10 protein-coding genes and 2 tRNA genes are annotated in these 13,732 nt (G+C 66.8%); 5 read left to right on the top strand and 7 right to left on the bottom strand.

Going from position 1 to position 13,732, the window contains the following annotated elements; all coding sequences use genetic code 11:
* The first annotated feature begins 106 nt into the window (after positions 1-106).
* From ACTRWB_RS20540 to ACTRWB_RS20530, 3 genes are all read left to right on the top strand, one after another.
* Complete coding sequence (locus ACTRWB_RS20540) at positions 107-649, top strand: GNAT family N-acetyltransferase (RefSeq protein WP_048243966.1); 543 nt, start codon at positions 107-109, stop codon at positions 647-649.
* A gap of 130 nt (positions 650-779) precedes the next feature.
* Positions 780-1,406 carry a ParB-like protein gene (locus ACTRWB_RS20535; protein ID WP_129514432.1) on the top strand — a complete coding sequence of 209 codons (627 nt, stop codon included), beginning with the start codon at positions 780-782 and terminating at the stop codon, positions 1,404-1,406.
* 24 nt (positions 1,407-1,430) lie between these two features.
* Positions 1,431-3,161, top strand: coding sequence for a SulP family inorganic anion transporter (locus tag ACTRWB_RS20530; protein WP_446903084.1), 1,731 nt, complete (start codon positions 1,431-1,433; stop codon positions 3,159-3,161).
* A gap of 22 nt (positions 3,162-3,183) precedes the next feature.
* Here the strand turns inward: ACTRWB_RS20530 and ACTRWB_RS20525 are convergent, their stop codons facing one another.
* The 6 genes from ACTRWB_RS20525 to ACTRWB_RS20500 all read right to left on the bottom strand — a co-directional run bounded on the left by ACTRWB_RS20525 (position 3,184) and on the right by ACTRWB_RS20500 (position 9,566).
* On the bottom strand, positions 3,184-4,119 hold the full coding sequence (locus tag ACTRWB_RS20525) for a carbohydrate kinase family protein (RefSeq protein WP_446903083.1): 936 nt from the start codon (positions 4,117-4,119) through the stop codon (positions 3,184-3,186).
* A 127-nt stretch (positions 4,120-4,246) separates the two neighbouring features.
* A complete protein-coding gene (locus ACTRWB_RS20520) occupies positions 4,247-5,191 on the bottom strand; it encodes an ABC transporter substrate-binding protein (RefSeq protein WP_419687166.1) in 945 nt (314 codons plus the stop codon).
* 83 nt (positions 5,192-5,274) lie between these two features.
* Positions 5,275-6,312: an ABC transporter permease subunit gene (locus ACTRWB_RS20515; RefSeq protein WP_446903082.1), complete on the bottom strand. Its 1,038-nt coding sequence runs from the start codon at positions 6,310-6,312 to the stop codon at positions 5,275-5,277.
* Positions 6,313-6,352: 40 nt separating this feature from the next.
* Entirely contained in the window at positions 6,353-7,906 is a 1,554-nt protein-coding gene (locus ACTRWB_RS20510; RefSeq protein ID WP_446903081.1) for a sugar ABC transporter ATP-binding protein, read from the bottom strand.
* A complete protein-coding gene (locus tag ACTRWB_RS20505) occupies positions 7,893-9,140 on the bottom strand; it encodes an ROK family protein (protein WP_129514438.1) in 1,248 nt (415 codons plus the stop codon). The genes ACTRWB_RS20510 and ACTRWB_RS20505 overlap by 14 nt, the downstream gene beginning before the upstream one ends.
* A 339-nt stretch (positions 9,141-9,479) precedes the next feature.
* Positions 9,480-9,566: transfer RNA gene (locus ACTRWB_RS20500), tRNA-Leu, on the bottom strand.
* A 277-nt stretch (positions 9,567-9,843) separates the two neighbouring features.
* Here ACTRWB_RS20500 and ACTRWB_RS20495 point away from each other — a divergent pair.
* On the top strand, positions 9,844-10,407 hold the full coding sequence (locus ACTRWB_RS20495; RefSeq protein WP_343491740.1) for a flavodoxin family protein: 564 nt from the start codon (positions 9,844-9,846) through the stop codon (positions 10,405-10,407).
* A gap of 138 nt (positions 10,408-10,545) precedes the next feature.
* Here the strand turns inward: ACTRWB_RS20495 and ACTRWB_RS20490 are convergent.
* Positions 10,546-10,632: transfer RNA gene (locus ACTRWB_RS20490), tRNA-Leu, on the bottom strand.
* A 461-nt stretch (positions 10,633-11,093) separates the two neighbouring features.
* On the opposite strand from ACTRWB_RS20490, the gene ACTRWB_RS20485 reads away from it, so the two are divergent.
* Positions 11,094-13,397, top strand: a complete 2,304-nt coding sequence (locus tag ACTRWB_RS20485; protein ID WP_446903080.1) for an ATP-binding protein — start codon at positions 11,094-11,096, stop codon at positions 13,395-13,397.
* Positions 13,398-13,732 lie beyond the last annotated feature (335 nt).

The raw sequence follows: 13,732 nt of genomic DNA, 5'->3' as shown, positions 1-13,732 counted from the left end.
CGGCGCCGCGCGAGACAAGCGACAGGCATCTGTATCATTCCGGAAGGCTGTTTGTATCCATTCCGTAATGCGCTCGACGCGCATCATCACCGAATCAGGAGTCCCGATGACCGAAGGTTCCGCCGCCGCGCTGCCCGTGCTCGAAACCGCCAGGCTGTGGCTGCGTCCGCGCGTGCTGGCCGATCTCGATGCGTGCATCGCGATGGATCGCGATCCCGAGGTCACGCGGCACATTGCGGGCCCGTGGCACGATCCCGTCGAGCATCGCCGCTTCGTCACGCACCGGATCACGCGCGACTATCCGCCGGGCCTCGGCTACTGGTCGATCTTCGAGAAGGCCGCGCCCGATGCGTTCATCGGCTGGGTCCTGCTGATTCCCGACTATGCGGACGGTGCGCGCGACGTCGAGATCGGCTGGCGGCTGGTGCGCACGACATGGGGGCGCGGTTTCGCGAGCGAGGCCGCGGCGGCCGTCGTGCGTCACGCGTTCGACACCGTGCGGCTGCCGCGCGTGATCGCCGATATCGCGGAGGCCAACACCGGCTCGCTGAATGTCGCGCGCAAGCTCGGGATGCGTCGCGTGAGCGTGGTGCACGATGGCATTCCTTACATACGTCATCGTCTCGAGCGCAACGATCTGCGCGCGTAGCGCAGCGTCGTGCGCAGGCGCGGCCGGTTGTCAGAGATCGTCAATCGGATGCGTATCGAGGTCATGACGTATTAACGGCTCGCCCGATCAGGAGTATCGTTGCCGGAATTTCGCAACATGGGGTACGACCATGGCACTCGGCAACGACGTTCATCTCATTCCCGTCAGGCTCGACGCGCTGCGTCCGACGCAGATGACGGTTGGCTATCGTGAAGTCAAGGCGAAGCGCAAGCACTGGAAGGCGCTCGACAAGCGCGCGCGCAAGGCCGCGATCGAATCGCACTGGTTTCCGGCCGTCCTCGGCCCGGACGGGCTGCACTACATCACCGATCACCACCATCTCGGCCTCGCGCTGATCGAGGAAGGCGAGTCGCGCGTGAACGCGATGTTGCTGAAGGATCTGTCGTGGCTCGACAACACGATCTTCTGGCGGATCATGGAACACAACCAGTGGGTGCATCCGTTCGGCGCGGACGGGTCGCGCCGCGACTATGCGCATTTGCCGAAGGCGCTGACCGGACTCGAGGACGACCCTTACCGCAGCCTCGCCGGCGAGCTGCGCACGGCGGGCGGTTATGCGAAGGACGCGACGCCGTTCAGCGAATTCCTGTGGGCCGATTACCTGCGCCAGCATGTGTCGCTCGACCAGATTCGCAAGAACTTCACGAAGGCGCTCGACGTCGCACTGCACCGCGCCCACGATCAGGATGCGCGTTACCTGCCCGGCTGGTCGGGCGTCATCGCCGTCAAACCCTGACCGGCGCACGGCACCGACCGCCTCATGACGACGACCCCGATCCGCCCCGACGCCGGCCCGCAGCATGCCGACCATTTCTCCGCGCTCGATGCGCCTCCGCCACCGCGCACGCGGCGCATCGGGCTCGATGCGCTGGCCGGCCTGTCGATCGCCGGCCTGCTGATACCCGAGGCGGTCGCGTATGCGGGGCTGGCCAACCTGCCGCCTCAGGCCGGTCTCATCGCGCTGCTGTCGGGGCTCGTCGTCTATGCGCTCACGGGCAGCAGCCGTTTTGCGATCGTGTCGTCGACGTCATCGTCGGCCGCCGTGCTCGCGGCAACCGTGCTCGCGGAATCGGGGATGGCGCTTGCCGCGCAGCTCGCGCTCGCGGCGGCGCTCGTCGCGATGACGGGCGTGCTGTTCATCCTGGCCGGTGCCGCGCGACTCGGCGGCATGTCGGATTTCGTCGCGCGGCCCGTGCTGCGCGGCTTCACGTTCGGCCTCGCACTGACGATCGTCATCAAGCAGTTGCCGAAGATCCTCGCGATTTCCGTGCAGCACAGCGATGCGCCGCGTGTCGCGCTCGACCTGATCACCGGCGCGCCGCATGCGAATCTCGCGAGTGTCGTGCTCGGTGCGATCGCGCTGGCGTTGCTGTTCGCGCTCGGGCGCCGCTCGCGCGTGCCCGCGACGCTCGTCGTGATCGTGCTGTCGATCGCGGTCGGTTATGCGGTCGACTGGCAGCGGTACGGGATCGCGATCGTCGGCCATATCGACTTCCGGCACCTCGAATTCGGCCTGCCGAACCTCGACCGCAACGCATGGATGCAGACGGTCGAACTCGCGTTCGCGCTGATGCTGATCCTGTACGCGGAGTCGTATGGATCGATCCGCAACTTCGCGCTGAAGCACGGCGACAGCGTGTCGCCGAACCGCGACCTCGTCGCGCTCGGGTGCGCGAACCTCGTGTCGGGCCTGCTGCACGGGATGCCGGTCGGCGCTGGTTATTCGGCGACCTCGGCGAACGAAGCGGCCGGCGCGCAGTCGCGCTTTGCCGGCCTGTGGGCGGCGGGCGTGGTCGCGCTGATCGTCTGGCTGCTGCTGCCGCAGCTCGCGCGCACGCCGGAGCCCGTGCTCGCGGCGATCGTGATCTTCGCGGTCAGCCACTCGCTGCATCCGTCCGTATTCCGGCCGTACTGGGCCTGGCATCGCGACCGGCTCGTCGTGATCGCCGCGCTGCTCGCGGTGCTCGTGCTCGGCGTGCTGCACGGGCTGCTCGCGGCCATCGGCGTGAGCCTGCTGCTGACGCTGCGCAAGCTGTCGGAACCGAACGTCAGCGTGCTCGGCCGGCTGCGCGACAGCCACGATTTCGTCGACGTCGCGAGCCATGCCGACGCGAAGCCGGTGCCGGGCGTGCTGATCGTGCGGCCCGAGGCGCAGCTGTTCTTCGCGAACGCGGACCGGATGCTGAATCGCGTGCGTGCGCTGATAAAGGCCGCGCCGGACACGCATACCGTGTTGCTGAGCCTCGAGGAAACGCCGGATGTCGACGGCACGACGATCGAATCGTTGCGCACGTTCGCGGCCGAATGCACGGCGCGCGGGCTGCGGCTCGCGCTCGTGCGGCTCAAGGTGCACGCGCTGCATGCGTTGCGCCGTGCGGCGGACGATACGCTGCACGACGACGCGATGTCCGAGCTGAGCGTCGACGAAAGCCTGCAACTGCTGCAGGCCGGCAAGCAGCCGGGCGGCGGCGACGGAACGACCGCCGCGTGACACGGCGGCGCGTGGGCGTCGTCTATCGCGACAGCGCTGCGGCGGCAGGGCGGTTGGTCATGTCGGCCACTTCGGCAGCCGTCGGTGCATAGGCACCTGCATGCTCACAGGCGACCGCAGCGCATGCGGCCGCGTAGCGCAGATGCTCGGCCGCCGATACCCCGGGCCGTGCAAGCTGGCTTGCGAGCCAGCCGCCGATGCTCGCATCGCCGCAGCCGACCGTGTCGGCGACCTCGGTCGGGAACGCAGGCTGGAACAACTCGGTGTCGCGATGCAGGAGCTGCATGCCGGCTGCGCCGCGCGTGACGAGCAGCGTCGCGTCGGGCGCCCACTCGCGCAGTTGCGCAAGCGCGGCCGCTTCGTCGAGTTCGGGAAACAGTCCGCGCAGATCCTCGTCGGATACCTTGATCCAGTCGGCGAGCGTGGCCAGCCGACGCAGCGTGTCGCGATACGACGGCGCGGCCATCGGTGCACGGAAGTTCGGGTCGAACGAGATTCGCTTGCCGGCCGCGCGCGCGGCCTGCGCAACCTCGATCAGGCGCGACGCGAGCGGCTCGCGCACGACGCCGAGCGAGCCGACGTGCACGATCTCGGCCGCGTCGAGCGCGCCGGCGGGCAGGTCTGCCGGATCGAACGCGAGATCCGCGCTGTTCTCGCCAATGAAGAAATAATGGGGCGGCTGCTTCGACACGACCATCGCGAGCAGCGGCGCGCGGTCGACCTGCCTGATGAAGCGCATGTCGAGCCCGGCGTCGGCGCTCTTGCGCATCAGTTCGTCGCCGAAGATGTCGCGGCTGACCGTGCCGGCGAAGGCCGTCGGCACGCCGAGCCGCGCGCCGACGCGCGCGACGTTCCAGCACGAGCCGCCGGCGATGCTGTGCCAGTGCTGCGCGTCGTCGCGGATGAAATCGGTCAGCGCTTCGCCGAATACGATCAGGCGGGGAAACGTCGTCGTCATGTGAAAACCTTGTGCCGCACCATTGCGCGCAGCCGTGCGGCGGTTGAAGTGAGCGGACGGGCAGCGCCGGCCGTCGCGCGCGGCGACACGGCCGGGCACTGCCCGGTTTCGCGGATGGGCGGCGCGATCAGCGCGGGGTGCTCCAGCCCTTGTAGGTCTTCACGTTGTCGCGCGTGATGAGCGTCGGCTCGATCAGGATCATCGGATTGGCCGGCTTCTGGCCGTTCATGATGCCGTAGCCGACGTTGACGGCCTGCTGCGCCATCGACCACGGGTCCTGGCTCGACGATGCCTGCACGAGCGTATTGGACTTGAGTGCCACCTCGATATCGGGCGCGCCGTCGACCGACGTGATCACGATGCCCGGGCGGTTGAGCTGTTTCGCGGCGAGATCGCTGCCGATCGCCTGCGGGTCGTTGATCGTGAACACCGCATCGAGCTTCGGAAAGCGCGTCAGGTAGCCCTGCATCGCGTTCATCCCGCCTTCGCGCGAGCCCTTGCCGTCCTGGTCGCTCGACAGCACCTTGATACCCGCGTTTTTCGCGAGCACGGTCTTGCAGCCGTTGACGCGGTCGATCACGGCCGACACCTGCGGGCCGTTTTCGATGATCACGTTGCCCTTGCCGTTGAGTTTCTTCGCGATGTAGTCGCACGCCAGCTCGCCGGCCTTCACGTTGTTGGTCTGCACGGTCGCGTTCGCGCCGGCCGCCGCGACGTCGACCGCGACGACCGTGATGCCGGCCGCCTGCGCCTTCTTCACCGCCGGTTCGATCGCCTTCGGGTCGGTGGCGTTGAGCAGGATCATGTCGACATGCGCGGAAATGAAGTTGTCGATCTGCGTGAACTGCTTGTTCAGGTCGTAGTCGGCCGACACGGCCGTGACCTTCGCGTTCGGGTTGATCTGCTTCGCGCGCGCTTCAGCGCCCTTGACGATCGTGACGAAGTACGGGTTGCCGAGCGACCCGACCGTGACGCCGATCGATTTGAGCGGCTTGTCGGCCGCGTGGGCGGCGGAAGCGCCGAAGGCGAGCGCGCAGGCGACGGCGGTCAGGGCGGCTTTGTGCTTGAACATGTCGTTGTGTCTCCGTGAGGTCGGTTGGCTGACGGGCGCAGGAGGACCTGCCTGCGCCGCAAGGTTGAATGGACGGGAAGGGCTCAGGTGCGCGCCGAATCGCGCTGGCGATAGCGGTCGAGCGCGACGGCGCCGATGATCACGAGCCCCTTGATGATGTACTGCCAGATGTCGGAGACGCCGAGCAGCACGAGGCCGTTCGTCAGTACCGCGATGATCAGCGCGCCGATCAGCGTGCCGACGATCGAGCCGACGCCGCCGACGAAACTCGTGCCGCCGAGGATCACCGCGGCGATCGCGTCGAGTTCGTACGACTGGCCGAGCTGCAGGCCGTTGGCCGCATAGAGCCGCGCGGCCGACATCACCGCGCCGAGGCCCGCGAGCAGGCCGGACGCCGCATACACGAACAGCTGGATCGCCCGCACGTTGATGCCCGACAGGCGGGCGGCTTCCGGATTGCCGCCGACCGAATAGATCCGCATCCCCAGCACCGTGCGGCGCAGGATGAACCACGAGATCGCGATCACCGCGCACGCGATCACGACGAGCCAGGGCACACCGAGGATCGAGCCGTTGCCGATGAACGCGAACGGCAATTGCGGATTGAACACGGTCGTGTCGTTGCCGATCAGCCGCGCGACGCCGCGCACGGCCGTCATCGCACCGAGCGTGACGATGAACGGCGGCAGGCGCAGGAACGAGATCAGGCCGCCGTTGATCGCGCCGAACACGAGGCCGACGATGAGCGCGAACGGCACGCCGAGCCAGCCCCAGCCGGGGATGGTCGACGCGAGCAGCGCGGCGACGGCCGCGGCGGCAAGTACCGAGCCGACCGACAGGTCGATGCCGCCCGTCAGGATCACGAAGGTCATGCCGGCGGCGAGCACGATGTTGATCGACGCCTGCTGCGTGACGATCGACAGGTTCTGCAGCGTGAAGAAGCCGTCGGTCAGGAAGCCGAAGCCGATGCACAGCACCAGCAGTACCGGCAGCATGCCGGCGGTGCGGATCAGCGACTGCATGCGTGCGCGATGATCGGCGACGCGCAACTGGGGAGTACGATCGCCCACCGGATGGGCCGTCGCGGAAGCGAGGTTCCGCTGCTTGGTCGGGTTGATCATTTCGGTAACCTGAATGTAAGAGGAAAATGAAAAGCGCGGCTCAGTGCGCGTCGGCGAGTTCGGCCTGCGAGCCGGTGGCGAGCGCGATGATCGCTTCCTGCGTGATGGGCGTAGGCGTGTGGCCGCCGAGTTCGCCCGCGATCTCGCCTTCGCGCATCACGAGCACGCGGTCCGCGACGCCGATGATCTCCGGCAACTCGCTCGAGATCACGATCACGCCCACGCCGGCCCGGGCCAGCTCGTTGATGATCCGGTAGATCTCGGATTTCGCGCCGATGTCGACGCCGCGCGTCGGTTCGTCGAGGATCAGCACGCGCGGCTTCGTCTCGAGCAGGCGCGACAGCAGCACTTTCTGCTGGTTGCCGCCCGACAGCGCGCCGACGTTGACGTTCGCGTTGGGGACGCGGATCGACAGCGACGTGATCGCGTCGCGTGCGCGTTCGGCGCCGCGTGCGAGGTCGAGCGCGCCGAGCCGTGCATCGCGATTGCAGACCGAGATGTTGATGTTGTCGCGCACGCTCATGTCGAGGAACAGGCCCTGGCGCTTGCGGTCCTCGGTCAGGTAGACGAGGCCCGCATCGATCGCGTCGCGCGGCGAATGCGCGCCGAATGTGCGGCCGTCCAGCTGCACGTCGCCGCGCACGCGCGGTTCCGCGCCGAAGATCAGCCGCGCGAGTTCGGTGCGGCCGGCACCGACGAGCCCCGCGATGCCGAGCACCTCGCCGGCATGCAGGTCGAGGCTGCAGCCGCGCACGCGCGCGCCGTCGGCGATGTCGCGTACCGACAGCAGCAGGTGGCCGGGATCGTACGGCGCGTGTTCCTTCTTGTAGAAGCCGGAGATGTCGCGGCCGACCATCATCGCGACGAGACGCTCGGCCGACAGCGATTCGCGTTCGAGCGTGCCGACGTACGCGCCGTCGCGCAGCACCGACACGCGGTCGGACAGTTCGTAGATCTCCGCCATCCGGTGGCTGATGTAGATGATCGCGAGACCTTCCTCGCGCAATTGGCGGATCAGGCGGAACAGGTGCTCGGTTTCACGCGACGACAGCGGCGTCGTCGGCTCGTCCATCACGAGGATGCGTGCGCGGGTGTGCACGGCGCGCGCGATCTCGACGAGCTGCTGCTCGGCGATCGACAGCGTGTCGACGAGCGTGTCGGGCCCGAACGATGCGCCGAGGCGCGCGAGCACGTCCTGGCAGCCGCGCGCCATCGCCGCGCGGTCGATCGTGCCCCAGCGCCGGTTGCCGCGGCGCAGTTCGCGGCCGATGTAGATGTTTTCCGCGACGCTCAGGTTCGGCGACAGACACAGCTCCTGGTAGATCACCGCGACGCCCGCATCGCGCGCGGCGAGCGGGCTGTCGATGTCGATGCGTGCGCCGTCGATCAGGATTTCGCCGCCGGCGTCGGCGCGGTACGCACCCGACAGGATCTTCATCAGCGTCGATTTGCCCGCGCCGTTTTCGCCCATCAGCGAATGGATCTCGCCTGGATAGACGGTCAGGCTGACGTTGTCGAGCGCGCGCACGGCCGGGAACGTCTTGCTGATCCGGCGCATTTCGAGCAGCGGGCGGGGCGACTCAGATCGCGACATGGTTGACCTCCTGCGAGTCGGTGCGGGCGCCCTTGAGGATGCCGGCCCGCGGGGAGAAATTGAAGAACATCGGCAGCGTCGCGGCGCCGATCGCGCCGGCGTCGGCGCCGAATGTGCCGCGCACGAGCACCGGCGTGCCGCGCGCTTCGGGCGCGGTGGCCACGAGCGCCGCGCGCAGGCGGGTCGTTACCGCGTCGAGGAGGCCCGCGTCGGTATCGGCGTCGAGCACGACCACCGGCGCATCGACCACGCACAGCACCGCGCGCAACGCCGGCGCCAGCGCGTCGACGCAGTCGTCGATCCATTCGTCGACGGCCGGCAGCCCGCGGGCGATGCACGCTTCGAGATCGGCGCGGTTCTCGACCGTCTCGCCGTGATGGCGCAGATGGCGCACGAGCGCATGCAGCGACGCGCGCGCGAGCAGGATGTCCCACGGGCCGCGCGGCGGTGGCGCGGATGCCAGCCGGCTCGGCGGCACCGGAATCACGGCGATGTCGCCCGCATTGCCGGTCACGCCGCGCAGACAGTCGCCGTCGATCGCGATGCCGCCGCCGATCGCCGGCCCGATGAACAGGTAGACGAAGTCGTCGCACTGCCGGCCGTATCCGTAGAACAGCTCGGCGATCGCGGCTGCATTGCCGTCGTTTTCGCCGAACACCGGCAGCGACTGCATGCGGCCGAGGTCGCTGGCGAAATCGACGTCTTCCCACGCGCGGAACGTGTCGGGTGCGAGCCCGAGTTCGCGCATCCACGCGCCGAGGTTGTAAGGCTGCGCAACGCCGATGCCGGTCAGGCGGGCGCGCTCGTGGTCGGGGAGCAGGGCCTGCATCGCGTCGATGTCGTGACGCACGATTTCGAGCACGTCGGCGGGCGGAGGCAGCAGCGTGTCGTGCGAGCGGCGGCCGAGCACGTCACCCGCGAAGTTGACGAGCGCCGTCTCGATGCGCATCCGGTCGAGATGGACGCCGATGCCGAACGCGCCGCGCGGGTCGAGACGGATCAGCGAGGCCGGCTGGCCACGCTGGCCTTCGGTGCGGCCCGCGGATTCGATCAGCTTCGCGTCGGCAAGCGACGCGATGATGCTGCCGACCGCCGTGCCCGTCATGCTCGCGAGGCGGGCGAGGTCGGCCTTCGACGCGCTGCCCGCACGGCGCAGCGTCTTCAGCAACAGGCGCTCGTTGTAACGGCGCACGTTGGCCGAATTGCTTCCCTGGCCGAAGTGCGGGCTTCTCATGGCGTCTCCTTCCATGTTGCGCCGCTCGGCGACGCATTAAATAAATCACGTTGATTTATTTAACCGCGTGAGCGGCGGCATGTCAGCCTAGGGAAATCCCGGTTTTGTCGTGGATGAGGGGTGGTTGGGGAAACGGGGATGGGGGGCGGAACAGGGGAGCGAAAACTTTGGAATTCGGGTGGCAGGGGCGCGCACGTCGCGCGGACGACGACGGTTTGTCCGTCCTGAAGACGGCTAGGGAAGGGGTTTGTCACGCCGTATAGATCAACGGCGCGGTGTGACTGTGCGGGGCCGGAAATGAAAAAAGGCCGGCTAGAAGCCGACCTTTTTAAAAACAGATGGTGCCCAGGAGAGGACTCGAACCTCCACGATGTTGCCACCGCTAGGACCTGAACCTAGTGCGTCTACCAATTCCGCCACCTGGGCACGTTTCGCTTTGCTGCATCGCGAAAGACCGCAATTATAGCGTGGCCGAGGGGCTTGTCAACAAATTTTGTGCGGTCTTTGAAGCGGGGCGAAAAGGAAGCGCGTGCCGGATGCGTCGTGTCCGGATATCGCTGCCGGGTCGATCCCGGTGCGGGGGGATTGTCGTCGATCGCAACGGAGCGCGACACGCACGCAAGCGCAGTTGTTTGCATCGCGATCATTTATGTTACTATCGCAGTTACGTTTATGCGGAATGGTCCGCACCAAGGAGATCCTCATGTCTGAAATCGCAGTGGTTTTTCATAGCGGCTACGGCCATGCGGCCGTCATTGCGGACGCAGTCGCTCGTGGTGTCGAGAAGGTCGATGGCGTGTCGGTCAAGTTGATTCCTGTCGACGCGATCGACGAACACTGGGAGTACCTGGAGCGCGATGCGAAGGCAATCGTCTTCGGTTCGCCGACCTACATGGGCAGTGCGTCCGCGCAGTTCAAGGGCTTCATGGACGCATCGTCGAAGCATTGGGGCAAGTGGCGCGACAAGCTCGCGGCCGGCTTTACGGTGTCGGCTTCGCAAAGCGGCGACAAGCTGGCGACACTGCAGCAGCTGGCTATCTTTGCTGCCCAGCATCAGATGCTGTGGGTCAGCCTCGGTCTGATGCCCGGCAACAACAACAGCAAGGGTTCGGTCAACGATCTGAATCGGCTCGGGTCGTTCCTCGGTGCGATGGCGCAGGCAAATGCGGACGAGGGGGGTGACGCGATTCTCGAGAGCGACCGAAAGACGGCCGAAGTGCTGGGTGAGCGTGTCGCGATTGCCGCGAAGCGCTGGAACGGCGCCTGAGGGCGGTGGCCGGGCGGCCGTGTGTCGATGGTCGTCCGGCTGGTGGATGAGTGGGACCGCGAGCAAAGCGCGCAGGCGCTTTGCTTCCTGGGCCTGAAAAAGAAAAAGGCCGGCTAGAAGCCGACCTTTTTAAATAAGTGGTGCCCAGGAGAGGACTCGAACCTCCACGATGTTGCCACCGCTAGGACCTGAACCTAGTGCGTCTACCAATTCCGCCACCTGGGCACGTTTCGCTTGCTGCGATGCGAAGACCGCTATTTTAGCGTGTTCAAAGGGACTGTCAACATAATTTCATCGAAGGCGATGAAAAAACTTTGTCCCTCGTTCTCCGGTCGCGCGCACCGCGACAGCACTCGCCCGTTTGCCGCGAAATCCCGGTGTCGCGCCCCGTTGCCGGGAAGGGCGTATAGGACAAGTACGGAAAACCTCGAATTCTTATGGGACAAGGGGGAAATGAATCCGTTACCAAATAAAAATCAAGGCCGTTCGGGCAACATGCCGGCTTGGCAACCTGCGCCCGCATGCGGCGCAATTGCGGTTGCAACGGGCCCGAGCCTGACTGAACGACTGCAGCGTGGCGGGATCACGCGTGCGACGAAGCAAGCGGCCGACCGCCGCAAGCATTCAGGAAGCACGCGAACGCGGTGAACTCGGGCGAATAAAACAATAACGAGGAATGCCACTCCATGCCTGACTGGCTCATTCGAGTCTGGAAAATCGCGACATCCGCATGGCCGCTCACGGCCGGCGTTGCGCTGCTGGCGGCGCTCAGCTGTACGCCGACCGCCGAAACGCTGCTGTCGCCGCTCGACCGCCTGTACTGGAATCTGGTCGCGACCGGCGCTGATCACGGCGAACGCGACGACGTCGTCGTCATCGCGATCGACAGGAAGACGATCGACGAACTGGGCGGCGGCGAGAGTTATGCGCGGGCGTCACATGCGCAGGTGCTCGATCGTCTTGGCAGTGCATCGAGCGTCGTGCTCGACATGACGATGTTCGGTCCCGCGCGCGGCGACGATGCGCTCGCGGCCGCAATTGCGCGGCAAGGGCGCGTCGTCCTGCCCGCCCACCTTGCACGCGATCGCACGCGTGCCGACACCGTGTTGTTGCCCGCGGCGCAGCTGCGCCGCGCGGCGGCGGCCGTCGGCCAGCGCAACGTCGTGCTCGGCAGCGACCATCTGGTGCAGGGCATCGTGCCGTACGTCCGGATGGACGATGCGGCCGACGAGCTGCCGCATATCGCACTGCAGGCGATCCGCCTGGCCGGTGCGTCGCTGCCTGCCGGCGACGTGCGCGAGCTCGTGCAGGATCACGTGGCGAAGCTCGGGCGCGTCGAAGCGCGTTCGCTCGCGCTGTTCCTGCCGGCCCGTTTCGATCTCGATCGCTATTCGTATGTCGACGTGCTGAAAGGGCGCATCCCCGAGTCGGCATGGCGCGGCCGGATCGTCTTCATCGGCGACGCGATGTCGGATCTGTCCGGTGCGTACGACCTGTCGACGTCGGAAGATGGGCGGTTGCGACGCGTCGAGGTCGATGCGCTGGTGACGCAGGCGCTGGTCGACGGCCACATCCTGTGGCGCGAGCCGATGGCGATCCGGGTCGCCGTCAGCATCGCGGTCGCGACGGGCATGCTGCTGATCTGCATGCTGGTGCCGGGCTGGCGTATGTATGCATTCGCGATCGGGTGGCTGGCCACGTTCGTTGCCGCCGAACTGGCGCTGCTTTTGCATTGGTCGTGCTGGACGCCGCTCGGCCCGTTGTTCGCCGTGTGCGTATTGATCTTCGCGGTGAGCGGCTGGCGGCGCGCCGGCAGCCTGCGTGCGTTCCTGCTGAACGAATACGGGATGCTGCGCGGGCTGGCCGGCAAGCACGCGTTCGTCGGCTCGCCGCATGCGGCAGGCGCCGATGTCGCGACGCCGACCAAGGACGAGGTCGAGATCGCGATGCAGCGCATTCGCGAGTGGCAGACGGCCTATGTCGACATGATCGAGACGCTGCCGTATCCGGTCTTCGTCGAACGGCACGGCCGGCTGCTGATGTGCAATGCGCGCGGCCGCGCGATGCTGGAGACGTTCGACGCGGACGGCGACGCGGCCGCGCAGCGCGTGCTGGCGATCGCCCATAACGAAGTGCTCGCCGCGAAGGCGACCGGCAAGATTCACTCGGCCGAGCTGGCACTGAACGGGCGCACGCAGATGATGATGGTGACGCCGTTCGGCGATGGCGACCAGCACAGTTCGACGGCGAGCATGATCTGCCTCGTCGATATCCACAACATCAAGGCCGCGGTCGAAAGTGACCGGCTGACGCTGAGACACATGGCGCACGACCTGCGCAACCCGCTCTCGACGGTACTGTCGCTGCTCGAAGAGCGAAACCAGGCCGACGGCGCGACCGACGAGGATTTCCTCGCCGACCTGCACAAGCTCGTCGACTACAGCTTGCGCGTCGCGCAGGATTTTACGCAGTTGTCGCGCGCCGAGCACCTCGATACGGCCGCATACGTGCCGGTGTCGGCGAACGATCTGGCGACAGAAGCGGTCGACCAGCTCTGGCACAGTGCGAACGCGAAGCGCATCCGTGTCGAGGGTCCGCATTACGACGGCGCCGACGTGTTCGTGCTCGGCAACCGCGACATGCTGTTGCGCGCGTTGACCAATCTGCTCGACAACGCGATCAAGTACTCGGCCGAGGATACGGTCGTCGACGTATGGATCGACGCCGACGACCGGCAGGTTTCGGTGGCGGTGCAGGACCAGGGGATCGGCATCCCGGCCGGCGCGCTGCGCCGGTTGTTCGAACCTTTTTTCCAGGTCGACGGCACGTATCGCGACGCGAGCCGCGGAGTCGGTCTCGGGTTGCCGTTCGTCAAGGCGGTGATCGAGCGCCACGGCGGATCGGTCGACGTCGAGTCGACGCCGGGGCAGGGCAGCCGTTTCACCGTGCGTCTGCCGAGAACCGTGGCGGAAATGCTCGACGACGCGTGACAGGCAGCGGCCTGAACGGCGTAGCGGCATCGCGATGCGCGATCGTCGACCGATGTTGAGGCGAGGCGGATGAAAGGCCGGATCCGGTGTCGCACCGGGCCGGCCTTTTTTGCATTCGTGTGTCACGCATGCCACGTCCCGATGGACGCCGAAGCCGGATCGTTCGTCGCAAGGCGCGCGGCGCAAAGCGGTTGCGCCGTGTCGCTGTCGTTGCCGCGAGCGATCGCGCTGATGCCGGTCCGAGGTCGGCTGCGGCGCGTGGAATCCGATGACGCGCGGAATTCGAGCTTCCATCCCGGGTCGGCACCGGAAACGAAAACGCCCTCGCACGAGGC

The organism is Burkholderia sp. YIM B11467, assembly GCF_052952715.1.
The sequence above is the reverse complement of the archived record's forward strand: the minus strand, read 5'-3'. Positions and strand labels throughout refer to the sequence as shown.

Bases quoted from the DNA above. Each gene is read 5' to 3' on its own strand.
- ACTRWB_RS20540 (WP_048243966.1), top strand. From the start codon at position 107: ATGACCGAAGGTTCCGCCGCCGCGCTGCCCGTGCTCGAAACCGCCAGG.
- ACTRWB_RS20535 (WP_129514432.1), top strand. From the start codon at position 780: ATGGCACTCGGCAACGACGTTCATCTCATTCCCGTCAGGCTCGACGCG.
- ACTRWB_RS20530 (WP_446903084.1), top strand. From the start codon at position 1,431: ATGACGACGACCCCGATCCGCCCCGACGCCGGCCCGCAGCATGCCGAC.
- ACTRWB_RS20525 (WP_446903083.1), bottom strand. From the start codon at position 4,119: ATGACGACGACGTTTCCCCGCCTGATCGTATTCGGCGAAGCGCTGACC.
- ACTRWB_RS20520 (WP_419687166.1), bottom strand. From the start codon at position 5,191: ATGTTCAAGCACAAAGCCGCCCTGACCGCCGTCGCCTGCGCGCTCGCC.
- ACTRWB_RS20515 (WP_446903082.1), bottom strand. From the start codon at position 6,312: ATGATCAACCCGACCAAGCAGCGGAACCTCGCTTCCGCGACGGCCCAT.
- ACTRWB_RS20510 (WP_446903081.1), bottom strand. From the start codon at position 7,906: ATGTCGCGATCTGAGTCGCCCCGCCCGCTGCTCGAAATGCGCCGGATC.
- ACTRWB_RS20505 (WP_129514438.1), bottom strand. From the start codon at position 9,140: ATGAGAAGCCCGCACTTCGGCCAGGGAAGCAATTCGGCCAACGTGCGC.
- ACTRWB_RS20495 (WP_343491740.1), top strand. From the start codon at position 9,844: ATGTCTGAAATCGCAGTGGTTTTTCATAGCGGCTACGGCCATGCGGCC.
- ACTRWB_RS20485 (WP_446903080.1), top strand. From the start codon at position 11,094: ATGCCTGACTGGCTCATTCGAGTCTGGAAAATCGCGACATCCGCATGG.